The organism is Achromobacter sp. GbtcB20, assembly GCF_019091095.1.
GTDB classification, from domain to species: Bacteria; Pseudomonadota; Gammaproteobacteria; order Burkholderiales; family Burkholderiaceae_B; genus Achromobacter; species Achromobacter mucicolens.
This window is the reverse complement of the sequence record NZ_JAGXJZ010000213.1, coordinates 1-494: the sequence shown is the minus strand read 5'-3', so window position 1 is coordinate 494 and position 494 is coordinate 1. Positions and strand designations below refer to the sequence as shown.

1 protein-coding gene is annotated in these 494 nt (G+C 67.0%); it reads left to right on the top strand.

The annotated features are described in order from the left end of the window. Positions 1 to 494 (top strand): solute carrier family 23 protein (locus tag KVT32_RS28635; RefSeq protein ID WP_305864206.1); only part of this gene is annotated, 494 nt, incomplete at both ends.

Genomic DNA, 494 nt, shown 5'->3' with positions numbered 1-494 from the left:
TGATCGTCTCGATGTCGCTGGTGATTTCCGGCATCGCCACCTTCGTCCAGTGTCGCCGCTTCGGTCCGCTCGGCGCGGGCCTGCTGATCGTCCAGGGCACCAGCTTCAATTTCGTCGGCCCGCTGATCGCCGGCGGTTCGCTGATGGTCAAGCAGGGCACGCCGGTGGAAGCGGTGATGGCCGCGATCTTCGGCGTGGTGGTGGCCGGCTCCTTCGTCGAGATGGGCGTCTCGCGCGTCCTGCCCTTCGTGAAGCGCATGATCACGCCGCTGGTCACCGGGATCGTGGTGCTGATGATCGGCCTCACCCTGATCAAGGTCGGCCTGATCAGCATGGGCGGCGGCTTCGGCGCCATGGCCAACGGCAGCTTCGCCAACGGCGAGAACCTGCTCCTGTCGGGCCTGGTCCTGGCGATCATCGTGATCCTGAACCGCACCCGCGTGGTCTGGCTGCGCAGCAGCGCCATCGTGATCGCGCTGGCGGTCGGCTACGCG